At 62.0% G+C, this 16427-nt stretch carries 15 protein-coding genes; 4 read left to right on the top strand and 11 right to left on the bottom strand.

Going from position 1 to position 16427, the window contains the following annotated elements; translation table 11 throughout:
• Positions 1–9: 9 nt before the first annotated feature.
• The 11 genes from KIO76_RS12815 to KIO76_RS12865 form a co-directional block, all read right to left on the bottom strand.
• Positions 10–639, bottom strand: a complete 630-nt coding sequence (locus tag KIO76_RS12815) for a hypothetical protein (RefSeq protein WP_213323639.1) — start codon at positions 637–639, stop codon at positions 10–12.
• A gap of 120 nt (positions 640–759) precedes the next feature.
• On the bottom strand, positions 760–1800 hold the full coding sequence (locus tag KIO76_RS12820) for a hypothetical protein (protein ID WP_213323640.1): 1041 nt from the start codon (positions 1798–1800) through the stop codon (positions 760–762).
• Between the two features lie 64 nt (positions 1801–1864).
• Positions 1865–2893, bottom strand: a complete 1029-nt coding sequence (gene yut / locus KIO76_RS12825) for an urea transporter (protein ID WP_213323641.1) — start codon at positions 2891–2893, stop codon at positions 1865–1867.
• 183 nt (positions 2894–3076) lie between these two features.
• Entirely contained in the window at positions 3077–3985 is a 909-nt protein-coding gene (locus KIO76_RS12830) for an urease accessory protein UreD (protein WP_213323642.1), read from the bottom strand.
• Positions 3985–4623: an urease accessory protein UreG gene (gene ureG / locus KIO76_RS12835; RefSeq protein WP_213323643.1), complete on the bottom strand. Its 639-nt coding sequence runs from the start codon at positions 4621–4623 to the stop codon at positions 3985–3987. Before ureG ends, KIO76_RS12830 begins: the two co-directional genes overlap by 1 nt.
• A 110-nt stretch (positions 4624–4733) precedes the next feature.
• Positions 4734–5462, bottom strand: a complete 729-nt coding sequence (locus tag KIO76_RS12840; protein WP_213323644.1) for an urease accessory protein UreF — start codon at positions 5460–5462, stop codon at positions 4734–4736.
• Positions 5434–6081, bottom strand: a complete 648-nt coding sequence (locus KIO76_RS12845; protein WP_213323645.1) for an urease accessory protein UreE — start codon at positions 6079–6081, stop codon at positions 5434–5436. The genes KIO76_RS12840 and KIO76_RS12845 overlap by 29 nt, the downstream gene beginning before the upstream one ends.
• 30 nt (positions 6082–6111) lie before the next feature.
• On the bottom strand, positions 6112–7833 hold the full coding sequence (locus KIO76_RS12850; protein WP_213323646.1) for an urease subunit alpha: 1722 nt from the start codon (positions 7831–7833) through the stop codon (positions 6112–6114).
• Positions 7834–7871: 38 nt separating this feature from the next.
• Entirely contained in the window at positions 7872–8369 is a 498-nt protein-coding gene (locus KIO76_RS12855) for an urease subunit beta (RefSeq protein WP_213323647.1), read from the bottom strand.
• 42 nt (positions 8370–8411) lie between these two features.
• Positions 8412–8714 (bottom strand): urease subunit gamma, encoded by a 303-nt coding sequence (locus tag KIO76_RS12860; RefSeq protein ID WP_213323648.1) that lies wholly within the window; start codon positions 8712–8714, stop codon positions 8412–8414.
• Between the two features lie 387 nt (positions 8715–9101).
• Positions 9102–11132 (bottom strand): FUSC family protein, encoded by a 2031-nt coding sequence (locus tag KIO76_RS12865; protein ID WP_213323649.1) that lies wholly within the window; start codon positions 11130–11132, stop codon positions 9102–9104.
• A 334-nt stretch (positions 11133–11466) separates the two neighbouring features.
• Between KIO76_RS12865 and KIO76_RS12870 the strand changes: the two genes are divergently transcribed.
• The 4 genes from KIO76_RS12870 to KIO76_RS12885 all read left to right on the top strand — a co-directional run bounded on the left by KIO76_RS12870 (position 11467) and on the right by KIO76_RS12885 (position 16313).
• On the top strand, positions 11467–11712 hold the full coding sequence (locus tag KIO76_RS12870) for a YtcA family lipoprotein (protein WP_249729588.1): 246 nt from the start codon (positions 11467–11469) through the stop codon (positions 11710–11712).
• Between the two features lie 3 nt (positions 11713–11715).
• A complete protein-coding gene (gene mdtN, locus KIO76_RS12875) occupies positions 11716–12765 on the top strand; it encodes a multidrug transporter subunit MdtN (RefSeq protein WP_213323651.1) in 1050 nt (349 codons plus the stop codon).
• A 67-nt stretch (positions 12766–12832) separates the two neighbouring features.
• A complete protein-coding gene (locus KIO76_RS12880) occupies positions 12833–14755 on the top strand; it encodes an FUSC family protein (RefSeq protein ID WP_249729589.1) in 1923 nt (640 codons plus the stop codon).
• Positions 14756–14810: 55 nt separating this feature from the next.
• Entirely contained in the window at positions 14811–16313 is a 1503-nt protein-coding gene (locus KIO76_RS12885) for a TolC family protein (protein ID WP_213323653.1), read from the top strand.
• The last annotated feature ends 114 nt before the right edge of the window (positions 16314–16427 follow it).

Below are 16427 nucleotides of genomic sequence, written 5' to 3' on the forward strand. Positions count from 1 at the left end.
CTTGGAACATCAGGACCGCAGAAGCGGGTCCGGGTTGAAATCGTGCAGCGGGACGTTCGCCACGCCCCAGCTGCGCTTCACCACGTGGACATGGACATCACGCGCGCTGTGACGCTTCAAGATCTCCACGATCTTCGCGTCATTGGCGGGGTCGGCGGCATGGACCCAGAGGATCAGTCCGCCGTCCTGGATCTGTTGCTGAATGCGCTCGGCATGGCGGCGGCCAAATGCGCGAGCGAAAACGAGCCCCAGCGCGCCGCCAGTCAAACCGCTGCCGGCGACCACCGCGATCGTCGGAATGAGGGCGGCTCCGCCGGTCGCGACAATGGCTGCCGCACCCGCACCGGCGACATAGGCTGGTACTCCGACCAGAGCCGCCAGCCCTTCGACTCGCGTGTCGGAGGAAACGAAAGCCTTGCGCTCGACGTTGTCCTTATCTTCGAGTTCTGCTGTCGTGATCGACCCGCTCTTTACCCTTGCGGAATCAGCGAGAAGGCTCAGGTCCTCCTGTCGTACGCCAGCCTGGAACAGCTCGTCGACCGCGGCGTTGAGCGACTTCTCGTCGTCGAAGACGGCTACGGCCTCCCGCTCTTCATAAGCGTGTTCGCCGGTGTCATTCTCAATCCCATTCAGAGCCATCACCATCTCCCGAGCGTCACTGCCGACGCATCGACACCATTGAAATTATTCTAATCCCGTAGCGCAAAAGCTATGTTGATGTAAGTCGATTTTCCGCCCGGTTCGCATGGTTCCGAGGCGTTAGGTGGCAAGCAGATCGCGCGGCGTCAGAGTGGCGTCGGCAATTTGCTTGAGATAGGGCGCGTACTCTGCCCGCATCGCGAGATACTCGCGCAAGCAGCGATCCTTATCCTCGACGAGAGTCAGCCCGGCTTTGACCATCGCATCATAGACATTGTTGAACTCGGTCACGCGGATCTCGCTCGCTTGCGGCATCTCCTGGTCGACGACGGGCGCGCGGCCATCAAGCTCCAAGGCGAGCAGCTGCAGGGTGTTGACACCGACGAGCCGGCACATGCGCACTGAGTCAGGGGCGCCGTGGCGCAAACAGGCGGTGACGACCGAGGTCATGTCGAGCACTGTTGAAGCCGCAACCACCCAGGATTTCCCTCTGTAGATCGAGGGCACATAGGAAAGTATTGGTGACAGCGTGTGGGTTTCGCGAACGCCGCGAAACCACTCTTCCCAGTCCTCCCATCCTTCGAGAATGTGGGCTCTTCCATCGGTGCTCTGCAGCCAGCGGAAGAAGAGCTCGGCCGTGGGCGCCTCGTTCGTGCGCGTGTAAAGCCAGCCGACCTTGCGCTCGCGAGCTTGCACCGCTGCCTGATAGCCGGGAACGAATGTGAAGAGCAGCATCACGATAGCAAGGCCGATCGCTGCCTGGAAGATCGCAAGATACTCCCCGACGAGGTTGCTCGGGGTCAGGAAGCCGAGGGTACTCAAGGCGGAGCCGCTTGCGCTCAAGGCGCGCCAGATGTCGGGCTCAATCTGCAGCCCCCATAGAATGCCGGTGAACGCGGTCTGTACGAGCAGAAACCAGATGATGACGCAGGTGATGATGAACAGCGGCATGATCCATGCCTGCGACTGCTGAATGCGGTCGTGGTCGGACTTCTTGCCGATGGCGCCATGCACGACAGTAACGGCGATTTTACGAGCGATGCGTTCGATGATGTCGCTGGATCGGGAGTTCAATAGCGTGATCACGACAATCGATCGAAAATAGACGAGAAGCAGGATGACCCCGCCGACCGTCGCCAGCATGCGTAGTGAGAAATCCATCGTCGCCATCCCCAGTCGATTCAGAAGCGCGATCGTATCGATCCGACCTCTCGTGTTCAGCTTGTCAGGATTTCATCTTCTTGCTCAGGATGCCGGCTTTGATCGGAGCATGCGGATGAGGTTGCAGGTCCGATTTCGGCAGCAGGAACAACCAGGTCACGAAGACGAACGGCGCGGTGAAGGTCGGAACGCCAAATGGCGCGATCCCTGCGTCGAGAGCACCCTGCACGATGACGGTGAAGATGGTCCCCAAGAGCGCGAACGCTGCTACCCGCATCGAGGGATTGTAGAAAACGCAACCCAAGGCCACCGCTGTGAGCACGGGACTGAAGCCGTAAAGTCCCGCGGTGACATCACCGATATTCGCGCCGAGCCCGAGCGACACGGCAAGCGCGACAGCGGCGCCCGCCGCCGCAAAGAACGCAGCCCAGGGAGAACTCACGAGAAGCCCAAGGAGAACAACGACACCGCTGATCGGGTTGTTGATGAGAAAGACCTGAGCGGGCCCCTTGAGCCAGGCATCCAGCACGGCGCTCAAGCTCAATCCTTCGGCTGAACCACCCGATGCTGCGGCGTGAGGCAGGGCCGGAGGGCCCATCGACGCGATCGGCAGCTGGCCGAAAGAATAGGCGGCCAGGACCAGAAACCATGCCGTCAGAACAAAGGGAAAAGTCAGCGCAGGCGTTTCCCAGGTCTTCATGACCTTTGAAACGGCAAGCATCACGACTGTCGAGACCGCGGCGCCGATGATGAGAATAAACCACATCGCCGGGCCATCGGCGAGGAAGGTTGGCACTGCCGCGCCGACGAGAATGCCGTTGAAGCCAAACAGGCCCTGGTTGAGCGACGTCTCGTCGGCTTCCAGGACCATCGCGGTGACCGTTGCGACGATGAGAGCGACAATCGCGCCGACGATGATGTCGAGCTGACCGCCGGCATAAGCGCCCCAGGCGATTGCGATGATGAAGAGCAAGCCCGTCAGCGGATTGTTCTGGAAAATGACCTGCCCAGCACCGCGCAGGTTGATATCGATGAAGCGCAGGGCCGCATGCTGCGACGCCAATGTCGACCAGGTGGAGATCGCTTCAGACATAGTGCCCCCTTCCATGATGCCCTGAGGCCCTCAGCCCCTGCCGCAGTACGCGCGGCGGCACGTCGAGATACCTCCGGCGTCCTGCACCGAAGCAGCAACATATCCAGAGAGCGCTCGGCGAAGCGCCCTTTACCCGGAAACCCGTTGGCAATACGCCGATGGCTCAGTCACTGCCAGCAGCGCTCACGCCCAGAGAAAATTGTCCGGCACCCGCGGACCGACCACGACCTGCCTGACCTCGGACCAGAACTGCCTGATCGTCTCCATCACGGGCGCGCTTTCCATCGCCAGAACCTTGAAGACGAGCCCAGCGTCGTGAGGGAGGCGGCTCACGCCATGCGCGATCCCGTTCTCGCGGTCGAAGACCGGAGTGTTCGCTTCGAACAACCGATCCGCATTGTCCTTTGGCGTGAGGACCACCACGTTTCCGAAAACATGGAAATCCCCCATCGCACCGAGCGCATGCAGCTTGTCGAGCTTGGGCCGTATGACGAACTTCTCCGTAAACAGCGACGGGCCGTTCGGCCGCTCCGCAGTTACGGTCGAGGAAAACAGCTCGTATTCGAAGATCTCACCGTCACGGTAATACTTCCGGCCCGGCATCATGATCTCCGAATAGATCAGCGTCGCGCTCGGATCGATCTCAATCTTCGTGGTCTGGATGAAGCGCGAATCCTTGTGCGGGATGATCGGCCGGGGAATGTATTCGAGATAAGAGTCGGGGGCAAGTGTGAGCAGCTGCGTCTGGCTTGCGTAATTGGCATCCATCTCGTGAATGCGTGTCGCCGATTGCGTCGTCACATGCGCTTGCGCACCCGCCTGCAGATCAATCTCGATGACGTTGCGATCGCCTTGCAGGATGCCGCCGGCATTGGAGATGATGCTGACACAGGGAAGCCCCGGCATCTCCTCATCCCAATAGAGCGCCTGCTGCACGATGAGCGGCGCGCGCCGATGCAAAGTGCGCAGCAGCGTGCGATGCGGGCCCGGCTCGAAGCCGAGCCGCAGATAGGCATTCTTGCCAAACGATCCGCTGGGTAGCTGAGGAGGCTCGTCCTGATAAGCGCTCAGTTCCCTGGCGTCGCCCAGCATCACGTGCTTGCCTTGTCGGAGATGGTCTCGAACAGCACGTTTTCGCGGATAAGGCGCGTAAGCTCCTCGATACCTTCGTTCGTCTTGCAGTTGGTGAAGACGAAAGGCTTCTTGCCACGCATCATCCGCGAGTCGTCGTCCATGACCTTCAGGCTCGCGCCGACATGGGGGGCAAGGTCGGTCTTGTTGATGACGAGAATGTCCGACTGGCTGATGCCAGGGCCGTTCTTGCGCGGAATCTTGTCGCCGGCGGCCACGTCGATGACATAGATGAAGAAGTCGACGAGGGCAGGGCTGAACGTCAGGGTCAGGTTGTCGCCGCCACTCTCGATGAGGACGAGGTCGGAATCCGGGAACTTCGCTTCCATTTCTTCGACGGCCGCGAGATTCATGCTCGGATCCTCGCGGACGGCCGTATGGGGGCACCCGCCGGTCTCGACGCCGATGATCCGCTCCTCAAGGAGGATGCCGCGCAGGGTGCGCTGCACGTGCTTGGCGTCTTCGGTGGTTACCACGTCATTGGTGATCACGAGAATGCGATAGCCGAGCTTCACCAGCTCGGGGGTCACGGCCTCGATGATCGCAGTCTTGCCAGAGCCGACCGGTCCGCCGATACCAATGCGAGGAATTTTCTTCATCTGTCCAAACCCTGTTGACGCTTACAGCCGGGACGCTCTGATCAAGTCGAAGCCGTCCCCTCAGTTTCGTGGGAGCCGCGGTTCTGTCCGAAACCGCTTTGCGCCTCACTCTAGTTCATGAACATACGCACGTGACCCTTCACATGGACAGCCGCCAGTATGTCGATCATCGGCGCGAAGCTTGCCATTTCGTCGATCGTCGCATCAGCAACCCGTTCATAGGCAGGCGCGACCTGCGCCGTGACATCGAGCAGGATCTTCTGGGTGTCGACAAAGGAAATGCGCATGAGCCGCAGCGCCGCGCTGAGGACAGCGGTCGCCACGCCATATTGCTGGACACCGAACGCGTCTTGTCGCCTCACATGAAGAGCGGCGAGGGTGATGGCGAGGCTTACCGGATGCGTGCCAGGCGTTTCACCGCTCTTGATGCGCTCGAACCAGTCGCGAGTCGCTTCATCCGCCGTGATGACGGATGACAGCTCGCACAGTTTACGTCCCATGCGCACTGTCATGAGACGGGTTTCCTCGTTGAGCTTGCGCTCAAAGGTCAGCTTGTCGATCCGCTTTAGCGTCTCGATATCCCCGGCTTCGGCGGCACGGTGCGCGCAGAGCACGGCGATGCCGTCGCTCGTCGCCGCTTGCCACATGGAAGTCTCGGTGTAGGTCCGCAACGTCGCGGGACCATCCACGAGGCCCTCCTGGATGGCCGACTCAAGACCGTTCGAGAACGAGAAGCCACCTACGGGAAGCGCTGAATCTCCAAACTGAAGGAGATACAGCAACTCCGGCAATGTCCTTCCAAGAGGGAGCTCAATGCCCATGGTCGTGGTCGTGGCCATGGTGGTGTCCATGCCCGTGATCATGCGAATGCCCATGTCCGTGCGAATGCGCAGGCCGGCCATCGCCATGGTGATGCGAATGGGGCGTGTCGCTGGCGCCGCCGAACAGACGGCGGGCCTCGTGGGGTGCGAGATAGGGAATGACGTCCGAACCGGGTGTGAATTCATAACGCACGCCCGGCAGCGCGTGGGTCTTCATCACCGAGGACATGACCTTGCGATCCACTGTCAGCGGCACGTAGACCTTCGTTTCCTTGACGATCGCGGGCCAGTGCTGGTTCCCCAGCGCGTGCCCAAGCTCGAACAACGTCTGCACCATCTTCTCGATCTTCTCGCCGACCACCTCAGTGAGGTCGATGATCATGACCTCCCGCAAGTGAATACGAGCGACGACGGCTGCGCGCTTGCCCTCGTCCCAAAGGAGAATGTCGCCATCATGCAGGTGAGAGTTGCGGTCGAGCGACAAGGCCAGTTCGACCTCGCCGGTCGTCGCCTTCCGCAGACGGCTCTTCTGCGCTTCCCATTGGTCCAGGTCGAGCCAGTCGATCGCAGCTCCTTCAAGAGCCTTCGCCCACTTGGGATCGGACAGATTGCCAAGCGTATTCTCAATAATGATCATGCGTGCCTCTGCTGCAGGCCAATGCAGACTTTAACTGAAGAAGTAGAGCTGGTTGAGCGAAATGCTCTTGGGCGGCTCGACGGTGACATGGGTACCGTCAATGGTAACGGCGAAGGTTTCAGGATTGACGTCGATGTTCGGCAGGTAGTCGTTCATCACCATGTGCTGCTTGCCGAGGACGCGCGTCGCAGAGACGGGGCTGACCAAACGCTGCAGACCCAGGCGCTCGCCGATATTCGCGTCATAGGCCGCGCGTGAGACGAAGGTGAGGGACGTTTTCGGCATCGCGGAGCCGAAGGCACCGAACATCGGCCGATAATACATCGGCTGCGGGGTCGGCAGCGAGGCATTTGGGTCGCCCATGTTGGCCCAAGCGACGAAACCACCCTTCAGCACCAGCTTCGGCTTGGCGCCGAAGAAGGCCGGCTCCCAAAGGACCAGGTCCGCGAATTTGCCAGGAGCGATCGAGCCCACCTCATGGGCGACACCGGCGGTGATGCACGGGTTGATCGTGACCTTGGCGATATACCGCAGCACGCGGAAATTGTCGTTGCCTGGCGCGTCTTCCACCAACGGACCGCGCGCCTTCTTCATGGCATCGGCAGTTTGAATGGAGCGCAGGAAACTTTCGCCGATGCGTCCCATGGCCTGCGAGTCGCTGCCGATCATCGAGATCGCGCCGAGGTCATGCAGCACGCTCTCGGCCACGATCGTCTCCGAGCGCACGCGGCTTTCGGCGAAGGCCACGTCGGACGGGATCTTCGGATTGAGATTGTGGCAGACCATGATCATGTCGAAGAGTTCGGCCACCGAATTCTGCCCGCAGGGCAGGGTCGGATTGGTCGAGCTCGGGAGAACATTGCGCTGCCCGACGACCTTCAGCAGGTCGGGGGCGTGACCGCCGCCCGCGCCTTCCGAATGGAAGGTGTGAATGGTGCGGCCGTCAAAGGCGGCGATCGTGTCTTCCACATAGCCGGCTTCGTTCAGGGTATCGGTGTGCACCGCGACAGAGACGTCGTATTCGTCAGCAACCGAAAGGCAGGCGCGAATGGCCGACGGGGTGGCGCCGTAGTCCTCGTGAACCTTGAAACCGGCAGCGCCGCCCAGGAGCTGCTCGATCATGGGACCCTTACCCGTCGAGTTGCCCTTGCCCAGCAGGCCGAAGTTGATCGGCAGGCCTTCGATGGACCGCAGCATCATTTCGAGGTTCCACGGCCCGTTCGTCGTGGTGACGCCGTTCGAGCCATCCACCGGGCCGATACCGCCGCCCCACAGCGTGGTGATGCCGTTGGACAAGGCCGCATAGACCTGCTGGGGCGAGATGTAGTGAACATGGGTATCCATGCCGCCAGCAGTCAGAATCAGATGCTCGCCCGAGATCGCGTCCGTGGCGGCGCCGGTGACGAGGCCAGGCGTGACGCCTTCCATCGTCGCAGGATTGCCCGCCTTGCCGAGGCCAACGATGCGGCCGTTGCGGATGCCGACGTCAGCCTTCACGACGCCGAGAGTGGGCTCGAGAACGGTAACGTTCGTGATAACGAGGTCGAGACAGCCGGCCTCCTGGGTCAGCTGGTTCTCGGAGCCCATGCCGTCGCGCAGTGTCTTGCCACCGCCATACTGGAGCTCGTCACCATAGACAGCCCGAAGATCCTTTTCGATCTCGACGTAGAGATCGGTATTGCCAAGGCGAATCTTGTCACCAACGGTCGGCCCGTAGAGATCCGCGTACTGTTGACGTGAAATTTGCGACATGGCGGCGTACCTTACGAAACGGAGAAAAGTGGAAGGGCTTACTTCGCAGACTTCTTCGTCTGAGCCCGTGACTTGAAGCCGAGCTCCGCCGCCTTGGCGATCGACGCATCCCGGTTCGGGCTATAGCCGGGCGCCGGCCCGGAGCCTGTCCAACCGTCCACCAAACCATTGAAGCCGAAGATGAATTGCTTGCCCGCGTAGGGAACCAGCGTCACTTCCTTCTCGTCGCCGGGCTCGAAGCGCACCGCCGTATTCGCTGGTATGTCGAGGCGCTGGCCGAAGGCGGCGGCGCGGTCGAATTCCAGATACCGGTTCGTCTCGAAGAAGTGGAAATGCGATCCAACCTGGATGGGGCGGTCGCCTGTATTGCGCACCGTAAGCTTCGTACGCGGCCGGCCAGGATTGATCTCGATCGGGTCCGAGGCAAGAACATAGCCGCCAACCGGTGTCGGCGCGGGACCTGGCGCCTTCTTGGGTATTGGAGCTGCCGCCTTCTTGGGAGCAGGAGAGGTTTGCTTCGACGGATTCTTTGCCAAGAGAGCCTCCTTGAAAGGCTTTGCCGGCGCGATGCTGGCTGATCAGACGATGGGGCTGTGCAGGCTGACGAGGCGGCTTCCGTCGAGGAAGACGGCTTCGACTTGAATCAGCGAAATGAGATCGGTGACACCTTCCATCACGTCCTCCGCCTTGAGGACGTTGCGGGCCCCGTCCATCACTTCCTCGACGGTCTTGCCCTCGCGCGCGCCCTCGAGAACATAGGCCGACAGCACGGCCACCGATTCCGGGTGATTGAGCTTGAGACCCTTGGCCTTACGCTTCAGCGCAACATCGGCCATCATATGGATCAGCAGCTTGTCGAACTCCCGCGGTGTCAGATGCATCGTCATCTCCAAACAGGTTATAGCCGCATTGATTGGGGGATTATACGTGAGGTTTCGATGATATTCTTGCTGCGAGACCAATTGTTTCCACAGCAGATGGCCTCAGCTGCCGACGGAACGCGACTAGAGGTGCACCTCGGCGAACACCGCATTGTGCACGCTCGCTTGTCCAGTACTATCGTTAACCAATCACGCCCCCGCAATACAGCGTCACGCTGCGTACAACCTAGCTTAAGCTCGATGGGCTGATCAACAGCAAACGCATTACAAGCAAGTTAAATAAGTTAATTGTTGGCGTCGGAGCGGCTCAGCGTCTTGTCTACTTGGACGTTAATTTTAGTAAGCACAGATCAGGGTGATCTCGCTTCCCGCTCATGGTGGTCGAACTCAATGCCTGCGAGCATGCCCACTTGGGGTACGAACTGCATGGAGCAGATGGCCCAATCGGTTGATCTCGAAATCGATATCGTTAATTGCTCCGCCATCGTCGCTCGGGGGCTGGGGAAGGGCCGGCGCATCACGTTGGTTCCCCGGATGAGCAGCCGCTTTCAGAGAGCGAAGTACGGCGACGCGCGCTGCAATCGCGCCCTCGTCCTCAACCGGATCCCGTTCATGGCGGGTTTCCACAAAGCGCGTGATGTGATCGCACAGGCGCTCGGCATTGACGATCACAGGGAACCATGCGGCAGCTTCGCTGCTCGCGGGTGGAGGCTCCGACAACGCTCGCTGCAACGTGGTGCGGACGTTGGAGAGGCTGTGATAGGCCGCCCTACGCGCGGCCATCAGATCGTCGTCGTTGCCGTTGGCCCCGCGGCCGGCCGCAGCGAGATAGTCCGCGACCGCCTGCATCGCGCCAGCGAACGCTTGTCCGATATGCGCTCCGGGCGAGCGTGGCCAGATGAGATACCCGAAAACCAGAGTGATAGCGGCGCCCAGCACGGTGTCGACAAGACGCTGCGCGGCGTAGTCCACGGTAGCGCCTGGTGTGCTCACATCGATCATGATGAGGACAAAGGGGGTCAAGAAAGTGCATTGCAGCGCATAGCCTCGCAAGCCGGCCCACGGGATAGCAGCCGCCAATACGGTCATCACGACGATCAGGATCAGGCCTTTCGGGAGCAACGTCATGATGGCAACGCCAATGACCACGCCAGCCACAGTGCCAATGCTGCGCTGAACGGCGCGGACGAAAACCGACCCGAAATCCGGCTTGAGAACGATCGCGACCGTCAGCGGGATCCAGTAGGAGCGGGCGCCCGGCGCGTGACGCTCCGCAACGACGGCTATGCCTATGCACAATGCCAACTGCGCAGCGGCGAGGACGACCTCGCGGCCGAGCACGAGCTTGCCGTGCAATAGCTTGTAGGAAGGAATGCTCAACCGCCGCGAGACGCGGGCGGCCGCATGCGGGGCTGAGAGCGGTGCAGGCGTAGCGTCCACGGCCGAGGAAGGCCATAGCTCTTCGGTCAACCGGTCGATATAGCGAAGCAAGCGACACGTGGCAGGGCGCGCATAGGAGGGCGGTGGTGGCTCATGGCGTTCGGTCAGCGCGCGGGCGATCTGGTTCAGCCGGGCAGCGACAGAATGCATCAGGCCTCGGTCATCGGCACTACCGACGATCTCGGCAGAAATCAGCTCCATCGTCGAGAGTATCGCGGCGCTTCGCTCCTGCCTCTCGGACGGGCCTTCGTCGCCGCGCCGCGAGTCGAGCAAGCCCGCATAGCCCTTGGCGATCGCATCGGTGAGGCCGCGCCGTGCCCTCTCGATCGGTGTTGCCATATCTGGCGGGCCCTTGCTGCCAGGCGCCTGGGGTTCCGCGTCGGCCACCCGGGCCATCGCGCTCACGATATGCGCCAGGGTCGCTCGCTCCGGCAGGCGCCGATCGAGCAAGGCCTCGCAACCCAAAAGAACGGCTGCAAACGCGCTGCCGCCCATGAAAAGCAGCGGCGGGAGCCATAGCGGTGCATCGGAATGTACGCTCGCGCCGATGATGGCAAGCACGAGCATCTGCATCGCGGCGGTCGAGAACGCGGCGCCGTATCCGCTGATCAGCCCGGAGGCAAAGGCGATTCCGACGAGAAGAATGAGGCTCAGCGCCCCATGGCCGGCCACGGTGGCGCCGGCCACATAACCAAGACCCGCAATGGGCGCCGCGATCAACTGCCGTTGCAGGCGCGCGAGATAGGAGTCGGACTGCACCTTGACGGAGTTGAGCAAAGCCCCGAGGCAGACGAGCAGCGCCGGATCTCTCAAGTCGGTGAAATGACCGACGAGCAACGGCACCGCCACCGCGATTGCAATCCGGATGGAATGGCGCCAAGGCCAAGCCGTGTTGGGATTAAGCCGCGCCACATTGCGCAGCCAACCGGGTGGCCGGTACATCCTGGCGTCTGCGTGTCGCTCGCTACCCGTCTTCACCGCGTCTCTCTCGATCGCTCGAAATTCACTTGCTTCTAAGTGAAGCTCCGGATCATCGCAAGTTTAGCGACTATGCTCCAAAGATGTAATACAGTCCTGTTGTCACGCTGTCCGCATGTTCTGTGTTGTTTCGTATCTGTCAAAAAAACCAACCTTGCCTTCTCTACCGTGAGATGGGGCTGGAAAGCTTGCATATCCCCTGTGGGAAAAGTCAGAGGGCGGTACGGCGCGGGTTGTCCGTTCGTCTGCCCGGCGCTAGCGTCGGATCAATATAGGATGGTTCGTCAGACGCGTTGTGTCAGCGGTCGTGAGTGCTATGTCTTTCAGTCGGTTAATGCTCGCGGCTCTTCTTCCTTTGGCAGGCTGCGCACCCGCGGCGGCACCGTCGATTCCGTTGTTCGGAGCTTATTTTCCGGCGTGGTTGGCCTGCGCCGTGGCTGGCATTCTCGGCGCTGTCATCCTGCGCGTGGTCTTCATCCAGATCGGCGTTGACGACGTCCTGCCCTGGCGTTTGCTGGTCTACGTCTGCCTGGCGCTGGCTATCGCTTTCGCGTTCTCACGCTTCGTCTTCGGACGCTGACGCATGGCCGGATCGCGCAAGACGAGCCCTTCCAACGCCTTCGGCGGGGTCGTGGCGGTCATCATCGTGGCGGCGGCCGCCTTCCTCGGCTGGCGCTACATCAACAAGGCCGACAGCAATCCACTGTCCGAGGATGCGGTGTTGCAGGCCGATCTCGTTCAGATCTCATCGACGGTGCCGGGGCGCATTATACGGCTGGCCGTGAAGGAAAACGATCGCGTGAAGAAGGGAGATCTTCTCTTCGCGATCGATCCTCAGGCCTACGAACTTGCCGTGGAGCAGGCGACCGCGGATCTGCGCATCGCCGAGGCCGCGCTCGCGACTCAGCAGCGCACCATCCAAGCGGAGGCCACCAACGCCGCCATCGCCGGCGAGCAGGTGGTCCGCGCGAGGGCCAATCTGGCTCTGGCGACGCAGACGCTCGATCGCCTCACAGCGCTGCGGCCCAAGGGTTACGTCACCGCGCAGCAGGTCGATGATGCCACCACCGCCAAGCGCGATGCCGAAGTCAGCCTGAAGCAGGCCCTTGCGCAGGTGGAGGCCGCGAAGGCGCTCGTCAACAGCGCCGATGCCGCAGAGGCGTTGGTGCAGGCGCGGAAGGCGGCGCTGGGCTTGGCCAAGCGCAATCTTGCAGAGACGGAGATCCGCGCGCCGCACGACGGGCTCGTCGCCGGTTTGCGTACAGCGACGGGTGAATTCGTCATAACCGGGCAATCGGTCTTCACCCTCATCGACACGGGAAGATGGTTTGCGTCCGCCGCGTTCCGCGAGACAGACCTGCGAAACATCACCGTCGGCAGCTGTGCGACCGTCTATGCGATGGCGGATCGCTCGGTCGCCATGAAAGGCGTCGTCGAGGGCATCGGATGGGGCGTGAGTTCGGAGGAGCTGCTGCCGATACCCCGGAATCTGCCTTACGTGCCCAAGACCTTAAACTGGGTCCGTGTGTCGCAGCGTTTTCCGGTTAGGGTCCGGATTGATCAACCCCCGGATGATCTGATGCGCGTCGGCGCTTCGGCTGTCGTCATCGTTCACAGCGACCAGCGCTGCTGACGATATGCGGGGTGTGATCCTCCGTCAGGTATGGCGCGACTTGGGATCTTTTCCCGGGCGCTTCGGAATGACGTGGCGTATCGCGCTCCTCTGCGCGCTCGTGGCGGCCGTCGCGATGCTCTACAAGGTTCCCGAGCCGGCTATCGGTTGCTATCTCATCATCTATCTCACGAAGCCTAACGCGGGCGTGAATATCGCGCTTGGGATCGGCGCGTCCATTCTCGTGACCGTGGTCGTGGCTGTGGTCCTCGTCCTGGTCCGTTGGACCATCGACGTCCCCGCATTACGGCTGGCGATGATGGCGCTGGCGGCCTTTTCCCTTGTGTTCCTTGGTTCGGTCAGCCGTCTCGGTCCGTTGGGGTCGGACATGGCGCTCGTGGTGACCTTCGCGCTCAGCCTGACGGCAGATGTGCCCGTGGCGGAGGTGGCGACCAGGGGGTTGCTGTACGCCTGGCAGATGGTCACGATGCCGATGGCCCTGATGGTCATCTTCAACCTGGTACTGGGGTGGACGCCGGCCCGTCTGCTCGCGGCCACGTTGCAGGAGCGGCTGGAGGTGGCATCGGACGCGCTCGAGGGCGGTGATTGTTCCCGTCTGAAAACCCTTTTGCGCGAGGGCAATGGCGATGCGCAGCAGATGGCTTTGCTGACGCGGCTGTTCCACTACGTGCCTGCGATGCGGGGTATGTGGCTGTCGCAGGCGACGGACAGCACCTACCGCTTGCTGCTCGCGGTTGCCGCGCTTCCACGGTCGCTCGCGCCGGAATGGCGTAACCGCCTTGCCGCGGATTGTCGGCGTGTCGCCGGCGGGATCAGGGAGAAGGGGAGCCCCGGGGAGAACACATCCTGGGCTAGCTCCGCCGCGATGCAGACGTTGTCCACTCCCGCGGCGCGCGCTGCTGTTCGTGCCGTCCAGGCTCTTGGCTTGCCCGCTCGGAGTTGGGCGCCCGTGCCAAAGGCGCCATTCTTCGCGCGTGACGCGCTGACCAATCCGAACCATCAGCGGTTTGCCCTGAAGACCACCGCGGCCGCCATGGCCTGTTATCTCATCTATACGGGGATCGACTGGCAGGGCATCCACACCGCGATGATCACGTGCTTCGTGGCGGCCCTCGGAACAACGGCCGAGACGGTTCACAAGCTCGCCCTGCGCATCGTCGGGTGCCTGATCGGCGCGGCAATGGGCGTCGCCGCCATTCTGTTCGTCATCCCCAATATCACATCGGTCGGGGGCCTGATGGTCCTCGTCTTCGCCGGGATCCTGCCGGCAGCCTGGGTATCCACCGGCAATGAGCGGATCTCCTATGGGGGCGTTCAGATCGGGCTCGCCTTTCTCCTGACCATTCTTCAAGGCTTCGAGCCGAGCCTCGACATGGACTCAGCCAGGGACCGGATCATCGGCATTCTCCTCGGCAATGTGATGGTCTATGTCGTGTTCACGCAGATCTGGCCGGTCGGTGTTATCCACGGCGTCAACCAGCAGCTTGCGGAGGCTTTCGCCGCACTGTCGCAACTTGCACGACGCGGCTCCGGCGAGATCTCGGCCGCGACGGATGACGCCTCCAAAGCCGAGGCCCAACTGGAGGCAGCCAGGAACAGCCTGGCGCTCGCCCTGTTCGAGCCCCGTCACCAGCGCCCAGGCGCCATGCAGATCGAACGTCTGCGGGAGGTCATTGCGGAAACGGCAGCTATTGTTCCGAAGCTGTTCGTGCTGGGCGCATGCGAGTGGGATGCTAACGGTCCGTCGCACGGCAGAGAAGACATGGCCGTGACGCTGCCCGGGGCGGCAGAAGAGCGGGTAGCTTTGGGAAGTCGTTTGGCGCGACTGTCCCAGATCATGCACGACGTCTCAGTGCCGGACCAGCCACCCGAAGGTCAAAAAAGCGCTGCTGATCATTTACGTCCTGACCTCCGAGTGTGTAATACAGTTCCAGAACATCTCGATCGAATAGAGGATCTCCTCGGCGGGCTAGGACGCGATGTCGGTTAAGAGTAGGACGAGCCGCAGCGCCCTGGTGTGCTTCAATTGTGCCTGGATTGGCCTCATGGCGGCACTGGTCGCCGGCTGTGCCAGCAACGCCGAGAGCCTCGCCCCCTCGTCGCCTACTCAACCCTGGACGCCCGGCAACACGTCCGGCAGCAGTCTCCTCCCAACCGCCGCAGGCCAGGGAAGCACGGGGGGCGATGCACGGCCGCGGGACTTCTCCGTTCTCGGCAACCCCGCGGTAGCCGATCTCCCGCCGCCGCCGCAAACGCAGGCAGGCAAGGTTTACCAACTGCCGGAACTTATCGACATTGCCGCGCGCAACAATCCCACGACGCGTGTCGCCTGGGAGCATGCACGGCAATCTGCCCTTGCTGTCGGCATCGCCGAGGCGACGTTCTTGCCGTCCATTTCTGCGAATGCCGTTGGCGGTGTGCAGTCGACCGAGACACCAGTCCAAGCGCTTGGCGTTCAGCGCTATCTCGACACGACCGCGCGGGGCGTGACCTCCTCGCTCGCGTTCCAGTGGCTGCTGTTTGACTTCGGCCAGCGAAGCGCTGTTGTCGATGCTGCCAAGCAAGTGTCTCTGGCGGCCAATGTGATGTTCAACGCGTCACATCAACGGCTGATCTTCAACGTGACGCAGGCCTATTATCAATACGGAGCCGCGCGCACGCGCGTCGATATCGCCGAGCAAACATTGCGCAACAGTCGCGCCATTTATGCCGCGGCGGTGCAGCGTGAAAAGGGGGGCATCGGGACGACGGTGGAGGTTGCGCAGGCACGCCAGCAGGTTGCTCAATCGGAGCTGAGGCGTGTCGTGGCTCAAGGGCAGGAGCAGGACGCCTATCAAGCTCTGCTCGGCGCCATGGGCGTGTCCCCAACACTCGCCATCAAGGTTGCCAATGCGGGCAACCGCCGTCTTCCGTCAGCTGTCAATCTGCCGATGGACGACATGATCAAGCTCGCGCTCAGGCGCCGGCCGGACGTGCTGGCGAGCTATGCGACCATCAAGGCGAGCGAGGCCGGGGTAGACGCGGCGAAAGCGGATTTCCTACCAAAGGTCTTCGTTGCCGGTGGTGTGGCGACAGGTAGCGGCAGTTTCAATGCCAGCGGCCTGCCGACGATAGGGCAGCAGACCTCTGCCACGGGCGTCCTGGTGGGCGCCACCATGCCGCTTTTCGATGGGGGTGTGCGGAACGCCAATCTCCGCGCCGCCCAGTCGCGCGTCTCCGCTGCACAGGATATCTTCAAGAAGACTCAGCAAGACGCCGTTCGCGAGATGGTCGTTGCATCCAATGCGGTGCGATCCGCGCTTCAATCGTACCAGGCCGCGACGCGCCTGACCGAAGCCGCCACGATCACCTACGACGCTGCTCTTGATGCCTATCGTAATGGGCTTGGGACCATAACGGCCGCGACCGCGGCAGACACGGGCCTGCTTGACGCGCGCCAGGCACGCGCCGATGCCCATATGGCGGCCTTGGTGGCGGCCTCGAATCTCGCATTCGTGCTGGGGTCCATGACATCGCGCGATACCCCGGACCTCATGCTCCCGCGTTGACGGTGATGTCCGGCCGCGGTCGGCCTCTGCTCACACGGATTGAAGCACGTCACCCTGTGCACCTGGGGGCAAATCGGATGTGCGGGGAAGCCATCTGCGCGCCTCGGTGCCGAT

Origin of the sequence: Chelatococcus sp. YT9 (assembly GCF_018398315.1) — a bacterium.
Lineage (GTDB): Bacteria > Pseudomonadota > Alphaproteobacteria > Rhizobiales > Beijerinckiaceae > Chelatococcus.

What these genes read in the sequence shown, in the direction of transcription:
- KIO76_RS12815 (WP_213323639.1), bottom strand. Translation starts at nt 639, where the DNA reads ATGGCTCTGAATGGGATTGAGAATGACACCGGCGAACACGCTTATGAA.
- KIO76_RS12820 (WP_213323640.1), bottom strand. Translation starts at nt 1,800, where the DNA reads ATGGATTTCTCACTACGCATGCTGGCGACGGTCGGCGGGGTCATCCTG.
- yut (WP_213323641.1), bottom strand. Translation starts at nt 2,893, where the DNA reads ATGTCTGAAGCGATCTCCACCTGGTCGACATTGGCGTCGCAGCATGCG.
- KIO76_RS12830 (WP_213323642.1), bottom strand. Translation starts at nt 3,985, where the DNA reads ATGCTGGGCGACGCCAGGGAACTGAGCGCTTATCAGGACGAGCCTCCT.
- ureG (WP_213323643.1), bottom strand. Translation starts at nt 4,623, where the DNA reads ATGAAGAAAATTCCTCGCATTGGTATCGGCGGACCGGTCGGCTCTGGC.
- KIO76_RS12840 (WP_213323644.1), bottom strand. Translation starts at nt 5,462, where the DNA reads ATGGCCACGACCACGACCATGGGCATTGAGCTCCCTCTTGGAAGGACA.
- KIO76_RS12845 (WP_213323645.1), bottom strand. Translation starts at nt 6,081, where the DNA reads ATGATCATTATTGAGAATACGCTTGGCAATCTGTCCGATCCCAAGTGG.
- KIO76_RS12850 (WP_213323646.1), bottom strand. Translation starts at nt 7,833, where the DNA reads ATGTCGCAAATTTCACGTCAACAGTACGCGGATCTCTACGGGCCGACC.
- KIO76_RS12860 (WP_213323648.1), bottom strand. Translation starts at nt 8,714, where the DNA reads ATGCATCTGACACCGCGGGAGTTCGACAAGCTGCTGATCCATATGATG.
- KIO76_RS12870 (WP_249729588.1), top strand. Translation starts at nt 11,467, where the DNA reads ATGCTCGCGGCTCTTCTTCCTTTGGCAGGCTGCGCACCCGCGGCGGCA.
- mdtN (WP_213323651.1), top strand. Translation starts at nt 11,716, where the DNA reads ATGGCCGGATCGCGCAAGACGAGCCCTTCCAACGCCTTCGGCGGGGTC.
- KIO76_RS12880 (WP_249729589.1), top strand. Translation starts at nt 12,833, where the DNA reads ATGACGTGGCGTATCGCGCTCCTCTGCGCGCTCGTGGCGGCCGTCGCG.
- KIO76_RS12885 (WP_213323653.1), top strand. Translation starts at nt 14,811, where the DNA reads ATGGCGGCACTGGTCGCCGGCTGTGCCAGCAACGCCGAGAGCCTCGCC.